The sequence below is a fragment of the Novosphingobium fluoreni genome (assembly GCF_014196615.1).
Classification (GTDB): domain Bacteria; phylum Pseudomonadota; class Alphaproteobacteria; order Sphingomonadales; family Sphingomonadaceae; genus Novosphingobium; species Novosphingobium fluoreni.
In genome coordinates, this window is sequence record NZ_JACIDY010000001.1 from 456,004 (window position 1) to 469,595 (window position 13,592).

Sequence of the window (13,592 nt, forward strand, 5' to 3'; positions counted from 1 at the left end):
ACGGCTGTCCGCACAGGCCCCCCCATGCGCACCATCGGGTTTTCCCTCATCGGCGGCAGCCACCAGTTTCTCCATGGCCTTCCCGTTGCCGCCGCCCTGTCCCGGCGATCAGGCGTCGTGGTCGAGGTTTTCGTCGTTTCCGACGCCGATGCGGACAGAGCGCGCGAGATGCTCAACGCCTTCGGCGCGGGCGCGGTCGAGGTTATCGTTTTACGGCTCCCGCGCTTTGTGGAGCGGGCGGCCCGGCGGGAAGGCGCGGCGGCACCGCTGAAGACGCTGCGGCTGGCGTGGTGGAGCATGCGCATGCGTCGCTGCACCACGATCGTGGCACTGGAGCGGACGTCAGCGCTTCTGGCCCGCTTGCCCGGCCACTGTCCGCCCTTGATACAAATACCGCACGGCGTCGGCGGGGCGCGTCGCGCTGGGGGGAACGGCGTTGACGGTCGTTTTTCCGCATTCGATCTTGCCTTGGTCGCGGGAGAAGCGGATCGCCGCAGCACGATCGACGCGGGGCTGCTTCCGGCGGAGCGGGTGCAGGTGGTTGGCCAGATCAAGCTTTCGGGGCTCAACCGGCTGGGCCTGCTGCAGCGGAAACGGCTTTTCGCCAATGCGCGCCCGACGATTCTCTACAACCCGCATTTTCATCCTCGCCGGGGAAGCTGGGAGCAGTTCGGCCGCGCGCTGATCGATGCGCTCGGCCAGGATCGCGCCTTCAACCTTATCGTCGCCCCGCATGTTCGGTTGTTTGCCGATGCGTCCGCGAGCGAGCGGGAAGCGCTAGAGGCGCTGGGCGATCCGGACTGGCTGATCATCGACACGGGCTCCAGCCGTTCGATGGACATGACCTACACCCTGGGCGCGGACATCTATCTGGGGGACTTCAGCAGCCAGCTATACGAATGGCTGATCTTCCCTCGGCCTTGCGTATTCATCGACCAGGTCGGCGATGGTGGTGCCGGGGATACGAAGCTGCCCGAAATGTGGAGCATGGGCGAAACGGTAACGTCGTTCCCCGACTTGCTGCGGGCGCTGTCTAGAGCCAGTGTCTCTCACTCTGACTATCGCCATCGCCAGTCCGCGCTGATGCACGATGCTGTAGGTGATTTCCGCGAGCTTGCGGACGAAGTTGCAGCAGATGCCATCGTCGCTTTTCTGGATGCCCGGCAGCTTTAGCCCGGTCCCGTGAGAGGCCGGGTCGCCGTCAGCCCGCCGTCGCCCAGCGATCCGTGAGCGCGGTGGCGATCTCGATGTCGTTCAGGAAGTCCACCTCGGCCCACTCCTGCCCTTCGATCGATACGGTGCCGACCTTGCCGGTGGGCGCGATGCTGTCGATCACCTTGAGGTACCAGTGCTGCACCCCTTCCGGCGTGCGCATCGCCTGGCGCACAGTTTCGCGGAACAGGTTTACGCCCTCGCCACGAAACGCCAGGAAGCCGATCGATTCCGCGTTGGACTGCGCCGCCGTCAGCGTCTTGCCGATGTGGACCAGCTTGTCGCCCGCCCGCTCTACCTTCATGTCGTCGCTATCGTAGGCGGGTTTCACGTCCACCGTCACGGTGATCGGCCAGCCCCCGTCCTGTGGATGATCGGCCTGCTGCACCGTGCGCACCAGCTCTTCAGAAACCAGCGTGTCGCCATTTAGAATCAGGAAATCGCCCTGCATCTGCTCCCGCACGATCCAGCATGATCCCAGGTTGTCCGCCACTTTGTAGAACGGGTTGAAGCGGGTGGTGATGGTGACGCGGGGATCGTCGATGCCCGCCACCACCGCGTCCACCATGTCGGTCATGAAGCCGGTGACGACATCGATGTGCTTCACGCCGCCGCGCGCCAGCATTTCGATCTGCCATTCAATCAGGGTGCGGCCCGAAAAGTCGATCAGGCACTTGGGCCGCTCGGCGGTAAGAGGCAGCATGCGCGAGCCTTGCCCGGCGCTCAGGAGGATAGCGTGTTCGATCATGGCAGCCCTCTAGCCGTCTGCCGCCAACCTTGCCAGCACTCCCCGAATGGCGCAAAGGAGCGGCAATGCCTGCCGACCGCGACAAGCCTAGCTCTCCCCTTGCGCGGATCCTGGCCAACACGGCCTGGCTGATGGGCGGCAAGGGTTTCGGCGCGATCTGCAGCATCGTCTATCTGGCGATCCTGACGCGGACGCTGGGCCTTAAGGGTTTCGGGCACTTTTCCCTGATTTTCGGCACGGCGCAGGCGCTGATTGCGATCGCCGGGTTCCAGACTTGGCGCGTGGTCGTGCGTTATGGCGCGGCGCATATTCATGACAAGCAATGGGCGGCGTTCGGGCGATTGGGAATGTTCGCCGGCGTGCTTGACGCCATGGGCGCGGCGCTGGGCTGCGTGATCGCGGCGGTGGTGTTCTTCGCCTTCGCCCACCTGCTGGACCTGAACGAATCCTACATCGTGCCCGGCTTCCTGTTCTGCTGCGCGCAATTGTGGGCGCTGGTTTCCGCGCCTACCGGGATCGTGCGGGCGCTCAACAAGTTTCAGATGGCGGTCTATGTCGAGGCGGTGGTGCCGCTGGGCCGGCTGGTCGGCGCTGTGGCGGTATGGCTGCTGGCGCCCAGCGTCGGCTGGTTCCTGTTCGTCTGGGCGCTGGTCGATCTGCTGGAGGCCGCGCTCTACTGGATGATGGCGCGCCGGCTCGCGCCCGAAAGCGTCCAGTGGCGCTACTTAAAGGACTACCGCCGCACGCTGGAGGAGAACCCGGGCCTCTGGCATTTTTTCTGGGTAACCTTTGCCGGATCCACGATCGATGCCTTGACCAAGAACGGGCCATTGCTCGTCGTCGGCGGGGTGATCGGCACGCGCGCGGCGGGCTTGTATCGCTTGGCCAGCCAGCTTTCGCAGGCGCTCAGCAAGTTTTCGACGATGCTGACCCGCTCCGTCTATGCCGAGGTTTCGCGGATGCGCGTGGCGTCCACCATGCAGGAGTTCCGGCGGCTGGCGGTGCAGACCAGCCTGATCGCGGGCGCGGGCGGAATCGTGGTGGTGCTGGTGGCGCTGCTGGCCGGGCGCTGGCTGCTGGGCCTGATCGGCGGCGAGGATTTCGAAGGCGGTGCGGCGATCCTGGTCCCGCTGGCGATCGCGGCCAGCTTCGATCTGGCCAGCGTGGCGTTCGAGCCGGTGCTGCACTCCACCGGCAAGGCGCAGCATTCGCTGACCGCGCGGTTGATCGGATTGGCGGTGATGGCGGTGGCGGTGGGCACGCTCCTGCACTTCGGCGCGATCGGCGCGGCCTGGGGCGTCGCCATCGGCTCGGCTGCGCTCTACGTGGTGATGGGGGCGATGGCATTTGCCACCTTGCGCAAGCTGCAGGGCGAAGAGCCGCTGCAACCCGCGCCGCAGCAAGGCGCCTGATCAACCTCGACAGGTTCGCCCCGACAGGTACACTGAGGCGATGACAGCCACTCTCATCGCCGACGCCCAAGGGCTGGCGGACCGCATCACCGGCTTGCGCCGGGCGATCCACGCTGAGCCCGAAATCGGGCTGCACACCCCCAAGACTCGGGACAAGATCCGCACCGCGCTGGCCCATCTGCCGTTGGAATGGCGCGAAGGGCCATCCACCACCGGCCTCGTCGCCACGTTGAAGGGCGCCGATACCGGCCGCGCCGTGCTGTTGCGCGGGGACATGGATGCGCTGCCGATGCCGGAGGAAACCGGGCTGGACTTCGCCTCCACCATCCCCGGCGTGATGCATGCTTGCGGGCATGATGCGCACGTCGCGATGCTGGCGGGCGCGGCGGAGCTGTTGTGCGCCAGGGCCGCGACGCTGCAGGGCGAAGTGCGCTTCATGTTCCAGCCGGGCGAGGAGGGGCATCACGGCGCGCGCTTCATGCTGGACGATGGCCTGCTGGGCGGCGGAGCGGACGGCGTGCCGTTGCCGGACGCCGCCTTTGCGCTGCATGTGATGCCCAATGCGCCGCACGGACTGTTCGGCGGCCGGGCGGGTGCGTTGCTGGCGTCGGCGGACCAGATAGAGATCACGGTGATGGGGCGGGGCGGCCATGCCTCCATGCCCCACGCCACGCTCGATCCGATGCCGATCGCGTGCGAGATCGTGACCGCGCTGCAAGCCATGGTGACGCGCAAGTTCAGCGTGTTCGATCCCGTAGTCGTCACCATCGCCAAGATCGAGTGTGGCACCGCGCACAACGTCATCGCCGATACCGCGCGGCTGACGGGCACGATGCGCTCGCTCTCGCCCGCCAACCGCGCGAAGCTGCGCGCGGAAGTGGAGCGGCTCGCTACCGGGATCGCCACCGCCCATGGCCTCAGCGCCGAGTTGACGATTCACGAGGGCTTCCCCGTGACGCTATGCGATCCGTCCGCGGTCGATTTCGGCGAGCGAGTGACGCAGGACCTGTTCGGGCCGGGCGGCTTCCTGCGCTTGCCCGATCCGATCATGGGTGCGGAAGACTTCGCCTATGTTTTGGAGAAAGTGCCCGGCGCGATGTTCTTCCTGGGTGTCAGCCATGAGGGCGAGGATTGGCAGCACTGCTGCGGCATCCACTCCACTCGTATGCAGGTGGATGAAAGCACCATGCCGCGTGGTGCAGCCCTGCTGGCGGGACTGGCCGAGCGCTTCCTGGCGGAGGGGTTCTAGCTCCCCGGCGCTCACCGTGATTTCGCGGTAGCGGTTACGCGCGCACGTCCGCCCAGTCGGGATGGCGGCGGAAGGCGACTTCTACGTAACTGCACATCGGCTCGATCTTGAAGCCGTTCTCGCGCGCGTCGGCCACCAAGGCCTCGACCAGCCGGGCCGCCACGCCGCGTCCGCCGATCTCGGGCGGGACCAGGGTGTGATCGGCGATATGGACGCCATCGCGCTCCACCCACGTCAGGCGGCCGATCGCATCGCTGTCGGCCAAGTGCGCCTGGTATTCGCCCGCGCCGCCGCGATCGTGCTTGGTGATGGTGATGCCGACCATGGTAAGCTCCTTGTTCGCGGCGGGTTGTCCTCCGGGAGGCGGAGGACTGAGGCGGGGGACTTGACGCGCCGACCGTCCGGTAACAGGCGACATGGCCATGCAGTTCCTCTCCGACAATGCCGCTGCCGTCCACCCCGCGATCTGGAGCGCGATGCTGGCGGCTGACGCGCCCGATTCGCCTTATGACGGCGATGCCATCAGCCAGGAACTGGATGCCGCGTTCTCGGCGCTGTTCGGGCGTGAGTGCGTGGCCTTGTGGGTGGCGACGGGCACGGCGGCGAACTGCCTGGCGCTCAGCACGATGGTGCCACCCCATGGCGGCGTGATCTGCCATCGCGAGGCACATATCGAAATGGACGAAGGCGGCGCGCCGGGCTTCTACCTGCATGGCGCGAAGCTTATGCTGGCGGATGGGCCCGATGCGAAGCTGACGCCGCAAGCCATAGCAGCGGTGATCGATCCGATCCGCGCCGACGTCCACCAGGTGCAGCCGCATGCGATCTCGATCACGCAGGCCAGCGAATATGGCTGCGTCTATCGGCCTGCGGAGATCGATTCGCTGGCGGCATTCGCCCAAGAGCGGGGCCTTCGCCTGCACATGGACGGGGCGCGTTTCGGCAATGCCATCGCGCATCTGGGCTGCACCCCCGGCGAGGTGACGCGCGGCGTCGATGCCTTGAGCTTCGGCTTCGTCAAGAACGGAGGGCTGGGCGCGGAGGCGATCGTGTTCTTCGATCCCGCGCTGGCCGATGTCGCGCGCTATCGGCGCAAGCGGGCAGGGCACCTGCAATCGAAGGGGCGCTTCCTCGCCGCGCAGATCATGGCGATGCTGGAGGGTGACTTGTGGCTGCACAACGCCCGCGCCGCCAACGCCGCCGCCGCGCAGATCGCCGCCGCCGCCGCCGGTCGGCTGCTCCATCCGGTAGAGGCCAACGAAGTGTTCCTCACTCTCTCGGCCTGGGATAGCGCGCAATTGCGGGCGCAGGGCTTCTCGTTCTACGACTGGGGCGTGGATGGCGCGCGCCTCGTCACCTCCTGGAATGCGGATGAGGGCCACGTCAGCGCGCTGACCCAGGCGATCGCCGCGCTATGACCGCGATGGCAGAGGGGCATCCGCCCCCACACGCGCTGCTGCGGCCCGGCATCGCGATCCCGTTCCTGATCGTGGCGCTGATATGGGGATCGACGTGGTTCGTGATTCTGGGCCAGAATGACGCCGCCCCGGCCAGCTGGTCGATCACCTGGCGGTTCCTGATCGCGACTCCGGCGATGTTCGCGGTGGCGGCGGCGATGCGGCGGCCGTTGCGGCTGAACGCAGCGGGCCATCGCCTGGCGGTGCTGGTGGGCGTCACCCAGTTCTGCGGCAATTACAACTTCGTCTATCGCGCGGAGGAGTACCTGACGTCCGGCATCGTCGCGGTGATGATCGGGCTGCTGCTGGTGCCCAATACGATCCTGGCCCGCGTGGTGTTGGGCCAGGTCATCACGCGCCGCTTCGCCATCGGCAGCGCCATCGCCATCGCCGGCATCGGCCTTTTGCTGCTGCACGAGGCGCGGATGGCGCCGCTGGGCGGTCAGGTCTGGCTGGGCGTGCTGCTGGCGCTTGCCGCGATGCTGTGCGCCTCGATCTCCAACGTCATGCAGGCGAACGAGACGGGCAAGAGCCTGCCTACCGTCAGCCTGCTGGCCTGGGCGATGCTGTATGGCACGGCTTGCGACGCGGTGCTGGCCTGGCTTATCGCCGGGCCGCCAGTCCTGCCGACGAGCGCGGCCTATTGGTGGGGCACGGCCTATCTGGCGATCGCGGGGTCCGTGGTGACGTTCCCGATGTACTACACGCTGATCCGCCAGATCGGCGCCGGGCGCGCGTCTTACAACGGCGTGGTGGTGATCGTGATCGCGATGCTGATCTCCACCCTGTTCGAAAGCTATCGCTGGTCGCTGCTGGCCGGGATCGGCGCACTGCTGGCGCTGGCGGGGCTGGTGGTGGCGCTCAGAGCGCGCAAGCCGCTCACATAGTCGCGATAGCGCGGCTGCCAGCCCAGCACGCGCTTGGCCTTGCCGTTGGCGACGCGGCGGTTCTCGGCATAGAAGCCCCGCGCCATGGGGGAGAGGCGCGCTTCCTCCAGCGTCATCAGCGGGGGCGGGGCGATCCCCAGCAGGCGGCAGGCTTCCTCCACCAAAGCATTTTGGTTGCAGGGCAAGTCGTCCGAGAGGTTGTAGGCCCCCGCGGGCGCATCCAGGCCCGCCACCACGCCGGCGGCGATATCCTCTACATGCGCGCGGCTGAAGACCTGGCCGGCGATCTTGAGACGATGCGCGCGCCCTTCGGCGATGCGGTCGAACACGCTGCGGCCCGGGCCGTAGATGCCGGGCAGGCGAAAGACGCGCGCGCCCCGCGCCAGCCACGCGGCGTCCGCCTGCACCCGTGCCGTGCGGCGGCCACCGCCGGTGGGAGCGCTTTCGTCCACCCAGGCGCCGCCGGTATCGCCGTAGACACCGGTGGACGAGAGGTAAGACAGCTTCGCACCCGCCAGCGCATCGCCGTAACGGTCCAGCACCGGGTCCAGCCCTTCGTCGCCCGGCGGCACGGAGGATAGCACATGGTCGCTATCGGCCAGTGCCAGGCGCACGTTGCCCTCATCCTCGAACGAGAGCGTGCCCGCGCTGCCGGTGGAGACGATCTCCCACCCCAACGGTCGCAGGGCCCTGGCGATGAAGCCGGCGGTATAGCCGAAGCCGAAGATGAATATGCGGGGCATGGCGCCGGTCATGGCCTCGGGGCCGGGCCAGGGCAAGGCGGTTTGCTTTGGGTGGCCGTTCGGAGAATTGGGTTCGCGCAGAGGTCGCAGAGGCGCCGAGACAGGAAAAATGGCTTTTCGTCGAAGCCGCTTTTGACTCAAGAGTGACTTATGCTTTGGTGGCGGAGGAAGAGGAAACAGGCTGCGGCGCTGCGCGACTCTTTCTCTGCCCCTCGGCGATCTCTGCGCGAACTCAATACTTTCTGACGCTGCCTCGAGATACGAATCAGCCACGCTGGCAATCGCCTACCGATGGCTTAAATACCGCCGTATGGACATCGCCAGCAGACCCTCCGAAACGCCCGAAAACCCCCAGACGGCCGATGCCGCGCCCCCGCCGCAGGCACCGCTTATCATCCGCCGCCAGGATTACCTGCCGCCCGCATGGCTGGTACCCGAGATCGCGCTGGACTTCGCGTTGGGGCTTGACGCGACCCATGTCACCGCCAAGCTGAACGTCCGGCGTAATCCGGACGGCAACGGCGCCAGCGTCTTGCGTCTCAATGGCGATCAGCTCGCCCCGGTGGCGGTGCGAATCGATGGCCAGGCAGTGAACGACTGGCGCTTGGACGGCCCCGACCTGCTGCTCGACTTGCCCGGCGAAGCGCATCAGGTGACGATCGAAACGCAGCTGAACCCGGCGGCCAACAGCCAGCTGATGGGGCTTTATGCCTCGCACGGCATGTTGTGCACCCAGTGCGAGGCAGAGGGTTTCCGCCGCATCACCTTCTTCCCCGATCGCCCGGACGTGCTCTCGACCTACCGTGTGCGGATGAGCGGCGACAAGGCGGCCTTCCCGATCCTGCTGTCCAACGGCAATTGCGAGGCCACCGGCGAAGGTCCGGACGGCACCCACTGGGCCGAGTGGTACGATCCCTGGCCCAAGCCTTGCTACCTTTTCGCGCTGGTGGCGGGTGATCTTGTGGCCAACCACGATAGCTTCACCACCCGTTCGGGCCGCGAAGTCGCGCTCAATATCTGGGTGCGCAAGGGCGACGAGGGCCGCACGCAGCACGCGATGGATTCGCTCAAGCACTCGTTCCGCTGGGACGAGGAAGCGTTCGGGCGCGAGTATGACCTCGATTTGTTCAACGTCGTCGCCGTGTCCGATTTCAACATGGGCGCGATGGAGAACAAAGGGCTCAACGTCTTCAACACTCGCTATGTGCTGGCCGACCCGGACACCGCCACCGACGGCGACTATGACGCGATCGAGGGCGTGATCGGGCATGAGTATTTCCACAACTGGTCCGGCAACCGCGTGACCTGTCGTGACTGGTTCCAGCTCAGCCTCAAGGAAGGCTTCACCGTTCTGCGCGATCAGATGTTCAGCGCCGACATGGGCAGTCCGGCGGTGAAGCGGATCGAGGATGTGCGCGTGCTGCGCGCGGCGCAGTTCCCGGAGGATTCCGGTCCGCTGGCCCATCCCATCCGCCCCGATTCCTATCAGGAAATCAGCAACTTCTACACCGCGACGGTCTATAACAAGGGCGCCGAGGTAATCCGCATGATGCGCACCATGGCGGGCCCGGAGCGATTCCGCGCCGGCACCGACCTCTACTTTGATCGGCATGACGGCGAGGCTGCCACGTGCGAGGATTTCGTCAAGGCGATCGAGGACGGCGCCAAGCTGGACCTCACCCAGTTCCGGCGTTGGTATTCGCAGGCTGGCACGCCGCAAGTCAGCATCGTCGCCGATCATCGGGATGACACGCTCGTTTTGAATATGACGCAGGTAGTGCCGGCCACCCTCAATCATGGCGGCGAGGGCCAGCCTGAGAAGCAGCCGGTGCCGATCCCGCTCAAGCTCGCCTTGTTCGACCGGGAGACCGGCACGCACCGGGGCGAACAGCTGATCGTGCTGGACCAGGCCGAGCAGCGCTTCGTCTTCGAGGGGCATTCGCGCCCGCCCATCGTTTCGATCAACCGTGGCTTCTCCGCCCCGGTCGCCATCGAATTTGAGCGCCCGGCCAAGGATCTGGTGTTCCTCGCGGCCAAGGATGACGATGCCTTCGCCCGGTACGAGGCGATGCAGAGCCTGGTCGTGCGCCACCTGATCGCGGTTGTCGGCGGCAACCTGGACGAACGGGCCAGGAACGCAGAGCGCGGTGCGATCGCGGAGGCGTTCGGGGCGGTGCTGTTCGACCCGACGTTGGACGATCTGATGCGCGGCGAGCTGCTGATCCTACCGGCGGAAGGCTATCTGGCCGAGCAGTTCCTGGTCGCCGATCCCGCCGCCATCCATGCCGAGCGCGAGGCGCTGAAGGCTTGGCTGGGCGATGCGATGAAGGACGATTGGCAGGACCTGCACGATCGGGTCAGTGCCGCGCCTTACTCCCGTGATGCCGCCGCGCGCGGTGCCCGCAAGTTGAAGACCCAGGCGCTGGCGTACCTGGCGGCCGGCGCGCCGGCAGAGGCGAAGACACGCGCGATCGTGCAGTATCGCAAGGCCGACAACATGACCGACCGGCAGGGTGCGCTGATGGTGCTGGCCGGGCTGGACGGGGCGGAGCGTGAAGAAGCCCTGGCCGACTTCCACGCGCGCTATGCCGGAAACGCGCTTGTCATCGACAAGTGGTTCTCGCTGCAGGCGGGCTCGCTCCACCCCAAGGTGCTGGAGCATGTGCGCCAGCTGGCCGAGCATCCCGATTTCACGATGAACAATCCCAACCGGGTGCGCGCGCTCTACATGGCGTTCGCGGTGAACGCGAAGGGCTTCCACGCGGCGAGCGGGGAGGGGTACAAGATCATCGGGGACCTCATCCGCCGGCTCGATCCGATCAACCCGCAGACCGCCGCGCGCTTCGTGCCGTCGCTCGGCCGCTGGCGCCGGATCGAGCCCAAGCGCGCCGCGCAGATGCGGGCCGAGCTGGAGCGCATCGCCGCCGAACCCTCCCTTTCGCGCGACGTTCTGGAGCAGGTGACGAAAAGCCTTGGTTGATCCTGCTCCAACAGTCGAACCCGGCGCTGTCGAGGTCTTCCGTAGCGATCTGTTGGCAAACGCGCGGCATGGCTTTCTGGGCCGGCGTGGCGGCGTCTCCCAAGGCGAGGTGGCTGGGCTGAACGTCGGGATCGGTTCAGGCGATGACCCTGCCCACGTCGCAGAGAATCGCCGCCGCGCGGTGGAGGCGATCGCGCCCGGCACCGGCCTGGTCACCGTCTATCAGGTGCATTCGCCGGACTGCGTGATCGTGGAAGAGCCTTGGCCCGATGATGCCCGCCCGCACGCCGATGCCATGGTAACTGACCGGCCGGGCCTTGTTATAGGTATCCTGACCGCAGACTGCGCGCCCGTGCTGTTCGCCGACCCGGAAGCCGGGGTGGTCGGTGCCGCGCATGCCGGGTGGAAAGGCGCGTTCGCCGGTGTGCTGGAAAACACCGTTGCCGCGATGGAGCAGCTGGGTGCGCAAAAGCATCGCATCCGTGCTGCGGTCGGCCCCTGTATCGCCCAGGCCAGTTACGAGGTCGATCAGGCCTTTGAGACACGCATCACCGCGAACGATGCGCAAGCCGCGCAATTCTTCTTGCCCGGCAGGCGGGATCATTGGCAGTTCGACCTGCAAGCCTACGTTCTCGCCCGTTTGGCCGCGGCGGGGGTTACCCGGACGGAGGGCCTAAGCCTCGATACATACGCCTCGCCAGCACGATTCTATTCGTATCGCCGCGCCTGCCATCGCGGCGAGGCGTCTTACGGCCGTCAGATGGCGCTTATATCGCAAGGCTGAATGTGGCTTGGCCTGCACCAAAAATGCGGTTGGCAGGTGGGGTTTTCGCGTCTATCAGCGCGCCAAGTCGGCATTGGCAGGGGGTCTTGCGCGCCCTGCCGGCGCTGACATGCGGGGAATTTCAGGCCATGGCTGACTAGGAATTTCCCGTCTGCCGCCCGTTCGTGGCGGTGGGCTTCAAGAAGTCTGCGAAAGTTAGGGCAAGGGCGAACATGGCAGAACAAGCGGTCACGGACTCTCCGGATCACGTTGCCGGAGACGGGGTGCGTCGGCGCGATTTCATCAATATCGCCGCGGTCAGTGCCGCCGGCGTCGCTGGCGTTTCGATCCTCTATCCGTTGATCAGCCAGATGTCCGCTTCGGCTGACGTCCTGGCCGCCTCCTCTACCGAGATCGACATTTCGGCGATCAAGCCTGGCCAGGCGATCAAGGGCGTCTTCCGTAAGCAGCCGGTGTTCATCCGCAACCTTACCCCCAAGGAAATCTCTGAGGCGAACGCGGTTTCCGTGTCGTCGCTGCGCGATCCCCAAACTCTGGCGGAGCGCACCAAGGAGGGTAAGGAAAACTGGCTCATCACCATGGGTGTCTGCACCCACCTGGGCTGCGTGCCGCTCGGCGCCGGCGAGGGTGAGACCAAGGGTGAGTTTGGCGGCTACTTCTGCCCGTGCCACGGCTCCACCTACGATACCGCCGCCCGCATCCGTAAGGGCCCCGCGCCGAAGAACCTTGAGGTTCCGAAGTACGAATTTTCATCCGACACCGTCGTCAAGATCGGCTGAGGTAAGAGACCATGAGCTTTCCCTGGGCCCAACAGTACAAGCCGGTAAATCCGTTCATGCGTTGGATGGACGAGAAGCTGCCGCTTCCGCGTCTGGTTTATAATTCGCTGGGGGCCGGTTATCCGGTGCCGCGAAACCTGAACTATTTCTGGAACTTCGGCATCCTGGCCGGTCTATGCCTCGGTCTTCAGATCGTCACCGGCATCATTCTGGCGATGCACTACGCGGCCAATGCCGGCGTGGCGTTCGATAGCGTCGAACATATCATGCGTGACGTGAACTGGGGTTGGATGCTGCGCTACGCGCACGCCAACGGCGCCTCGGCCTTCTTCGTCGTCATCTACATCCATATCTTCCGCGGCTTCTTCTACGGTTCGTACAAGGCTCCGCGTGAAATGGTGTGGCTGCTGGGCGTCACCATCTTCCTGCTGATGATGGCCACCGCGTTCATGGGCTACGTGCTTCCGTGGGGCCAGATGAGCTTCTGGGGCGCAAAGGTCATCACCGGCCTGTTCTCCGCCATTCCACTGGTCGGCGATCCCTTGCAGCAGTGGCTGCTCGGCGGTTTCGCTCCGGACAACGCCGCGCTGAACCGTTTCTTCTCGTTGCACTATCTGCTGCCGTTCGTGATCGCGGGCGTGGTTATCCTGCACATCTGGGCGCTGCATATTCCGGGTTCGTCGAACCCGACCGGCGTGGAAGTGAAGAGCGAGAGCGACACCGTTCCGTTCTACCCCTATTTCGTGGCCAAGGACGGCTGGGCCGTGGGGGCGTTCGCGTTCCTCTACTGCCTCGTGCTGTTCTTCTTCCCCAACTCGCTGGGCCACCCGGACAACTACATTCCGGCCAACCCGATGAGCACGCCGGCGCACATCGTTCCCGAATGGTACTTCTGGCCATTCTACGCGATCCTGCGCGCCTTCACTGCGGACTTCTTCTTCATCCCGGCCAAGCTGATGGGGGTGTTGGCGATGTTCAGCGCGATCCTGGTGTGGTTCTTCATGCCCTGGCTCGATCGCTCGCCGGTTCGTTCGGGCGCCTACCGCCCGCTATATCGCAAGTTCTTCTGGGTCCTCGTGCTTGACGCGCTGGTCCTAGGATATTGCGGTGGCGCTCCGGCGGCCGAGCCTTACGTCATGATCAGCCAGATTGCCGCGATCTACTACTTCGCGCACTTCCTGATCATCGTCCCGATCGTCTCGGCGATCGAACGTCCTGATCCGCTGCCAACCTCGATCACCGAGGCCGTACTCGGCAAGGACGAGAATGTGCCCTTGATGGCGAGCCCGACGGCTCCCTTCCCCGGCACCCAGCACAGCAACGCCTGACCCGAGCGAGACG

The 13,592-nt window shown here is 65.7% G+C and carries 12 protein-coding genes; 9 read left to right on the forward strand and 3 right to left on the reverse strand.

Going from position 1 to position 13,592, the window contains the following annotated elements; translation table 11 throughout:
• The first annotated feature begins 24 nt into the window (after positions 1-24).
• Positions 25-1,173, forward strand: coding sequence for a glycosyl transferase (locus tag GGR39_RS02240; RefSeq protein ID WP_183615684.1), 1,149 nt, complete (start codon positions 25-27; stop codon positions 1,171-1,173).
• Positions 1,174-1,201: 28 nt separating this feature from the next.
• Here GGR39_RS02240 and GGR39_RS02245 read toward each other — a convergent pair whose 3' ends face one another.
• Positions 1,202-1,960, reverse strand: a complete 759-nt coding sequence (locus GGR39_RS02245) for a phosphocholine cytidylyltransferase family protein (protein WP_183615685.1) — start codon at positions 1,958-1,960, stop codon at positions 1,202-1,204.
• A gap of 65 nt (positions 1,961-2,025) precedes the next feature.
• Here GGR39_RS02245 and GGR39_RS02250 point away from each other — a divergent pair, with 65 nt between their 5' ends.
• Positions 2,026-3,372: a lipopolysaccharide biosynthesis protein gene (locus tag GGR39_RS02250; RefSeq protein WP_183615686.1), complete on the forward strand. Its 1,347-nt coding sequence runs from the start codon at positions 2,026-2,028 to the stop codon at positions 3,370-3,372.
• 40 nt (positions 3,373-3,412) lie between these two features.
• The gene (locus tag GGR39_RS02255; RefSeq protein WP_183615687.1) at positions 3,413-4,621 is read left to right on the forward strand and encodes a M20 metallopeptidase family protein; all 1,209 of its coding nucleotides are present in this window, start codon (positions 3,413-3,415) and stop codon (positions 4,619-4,621) included.
• A 34-nt stretch (positions 4,622-4,655) separates the two neighbouring features.
• Here GGR39_RS02255 and GGR39_RS02260 read toward each other — a convergent pair whose 3' ends face one another.
• Complete coding sequence (locus GGR39_RS02260) at positions 4,656-4,946, reverse strand: GNAT family N-acetyltransferase (protein ID WP_183615688.1); 291 nt, start codon at positions 4,944-4,946, stop codon at positions 4,656-4,658.
• A 97-nt stretch (positions 4,947-5,043) separates the two neighbouring features.
• On the opposite strand from GGR39_RS02260, the gene GGR39_RS02265 reads away from it, so the two are divergent.
• Together GGR39_RS02265 and GGR39_RS02270 are read left to right on the forward strand one after the other, a co-directional pair.
• Positions 5,044-6,039 (forward strand): threonine aldolase family protein, encoded by a 996-nt coding sequence (locus tag GGR39_RS02265; RefSeq protein ID WP_183615689.1) that lies wholly within the window; start codon positions 5,044-5,046, stop codon positions 6,037-6,039.
• On the forward strand, positions 6,036-6,965 hold the full coding sequence (locus tag GGR39_RS02270; RefSeq protein ID WP_153000829.1) for a DMT family transporter: 930 nt from the start codon (positions 6,036-6,038) through the stop codon (positions 6,963-6,965). The genes GGR39_RS02265 and GGR39_RS02270 overlap by 4 nt, the downstream gene beginning before the upstream one ends.
• On the opposite strand, the gene GGR39_RS02275 is transcribed toward GGR39_RS02270, so the two are convergent.
• Positions 6,875-7,708, reverse strand: coding sequence for a Rossmann-fold NAD(P)-binding domain-containing protein (locus tag GGR39_RS02275; RefSeq protein ID WP_183615690.1), 834 nt, complete (start codon positions 7,706-7,708; stop codon positions 6,875-6,877). The two genes, GGR39_RS02270 and GGR39_RS02275, sit on opposite strands and share 91 nt — an antisense overlap.
• Positions 7,709-8,018: 310 nt before the next feature.
• Here GGR39_RS02275 and pepN point away from each other — a divergent pair, with 310 nt between their 5' ends.
• From pepN to GGR39_RS02295, 4 genes are all read left to right on the forward strand, one after another.
• Positions 8,019-10,688, forward strand: a complete 2,670-nt coding sequence (gene pepN / locus GGR39_RS02280; RefSeq protein WP_183615691.1) for an aminopeptidase N — start codon at positions 8,019-8,021, stop codon at positions 10,686-10,688.
• On the forward strand, positions 10,681-11,472 hold the full coding sequence (gene pgeF, locus GGR39_RS02285; protein WP_183615692.1) for a peptidoglycan editing factor PgeF: 792 nt from the start codon (positions 10,681-10,683) through the stop codon (positions 11,470-11,472). Before pepN ends, pgeF begins: the two co-directional genes overlap by 8 nt.
• Positions 11,473-11,684: 212 nt before the next feature.
• Positions 11,685-12,251 (forward strand): ubiquinol-cytochrome c reductase iron-sulfur subunit, encoded by a 567-nt coding sequence (gene petA / locus GGR39_RS02290; RefSeq protein WP_058735602.1) that lies wholly within the window; start codon positions 11,685-11,687, stop codon positions 12,249-12,251.
• 11 nt (positions 12,252-12,262) lie between these two features.
• A complete protein-coding gene (locus GGR39_RS02295; RefSeq protein ID WP_058735601.1) occupies positions 12,263-13,579 on the forward strand; it encodes a cytochrome b in 1,317 nt (438 codons plus the stop codon).
• The last annotated feature ends 13 nt before the right edge of the window (positions 13,580-13,592 follow it).

Bases quoted from the DNA above. Each gene is read 5' to 3' on its own strand.
- GGR39_RS02255 (WP_183615687.1), top strand. From the start codon at position 3,413: ATGACAGCCACTCTCATCGCCGACGCCCAAGGGCTGGCGGACCGCATC.
- petA (WP_058735602.1), top strand. From the start codon at position 11,685: ATGGCAGAACAAGCGGTCACGGACTCTCCGGATCACGTTGCCGGAGAC.
- GGR39_RS02260 (WP_183615688.1), bottom strand. From the start codon at position 4,946: ATGGTCGGCATCACCATCACCAAGCACGATCGCGGCGGCGCGGGCGAA.
- GGR39_RS02295 (WP_058735601.1), top strand. From the start codon at position 12,263: ATGAGCTTTCCCTGGGCCCAACAGTACAAGCCGGTAAATCCGTTCATG.
- pepN (WP_183615691.1), top strand. From the start codon at position 8,019: ATGGACATCGCCAGCAGACCCTCCGAAACGCCCGAAAACCCCCAGACG.
- GGR39_RS02240 (WP_183615684.1), top strand. From the start codon at position 25: ATGCGCACCATCGGGTTTTCCCTCATCGGCGGCAGCCACCAGTTTCTC.
- GGR39_RS02245 (WP_183615685.1), bottom strand. From the start codon at position 1,960: ATGATCGAACACGCTATCCTCCTGAGCGCCGGGCAAGGCTCGCGCATG.
- GGR39_RS02250 (WP_183615686.1), top strand. From the start codon at position 2,026: ATGCCTGCCGACCGCGACAAGCCTAGCTCTCCCCTTGCGCGGATCCTG.
- GGR39_RS02270 (WP_153000829.1), top strand. From the start codon at position 6,036: ATGACCGCGATGGCAGAGGGGCATCCGCCCCCACACGCGCTGCTGCGG.
- GGR39_RS02275 (WP_183615690.1), bottom strand. From the start codon at position 7,708: ATGCCCCGCATATTCATCTTCGGCTTCGGCTATACCGCCGGCTTCATC.
- GGR39_RS02265 (WP_183615689.1), top strand. From the start codon at position 5,044: ATGCAGTTCCTCTCCGACAATGCCGCTGCCGTCCACCCCGCGATCTGG.